The organism is Patiriisocius sp. 208BN25-11, from assembly GCF_058147145.1.
Genome location: NZ_JBYVJY010000136.1, coordinates 1 through 237, shown reverse-complemented (window position 1 = coordinate 237; position 237 = coordinate 1). Strand labels below are relative to the sequence as shown.

The window sequence follows — 237 nt, the reverse complement described above, 5'->3', positions numbered from 1 at the left end:
TATCGTAAACACAAATAGTATGGTGACCACGGTAGAGGGCAACATAAACATCACCGGTACTTCTGGTGCAGGAACTGGGTTATTTAGCATAGGTATTGAAGTTGAAGGAGCAAGCTTGGAAGCAACGGGAACAGGTGCCATTGCAGTAAACGGAACATCAACAGGACTTCAATTTATTGCTATTGGAATAAGAGCACAATCCGCTACGCTACAAACGAATGGCGGAGGTATACAATT

1 protein-coding gene is annotated in these 237 nt (G+C 43.5%); it reads left to right on the top strand.

Translation table 11 applies throughout. The features are described from left to right. Nucleotides 1-19 precede the first annotated feature (19 nt). On the top strand, nt 20-237 hold a 218-nt coding region (locus ACY2RS_RS15875), incomplete at its 3' end, for a hypothetical protein (protein WP_490099624.1).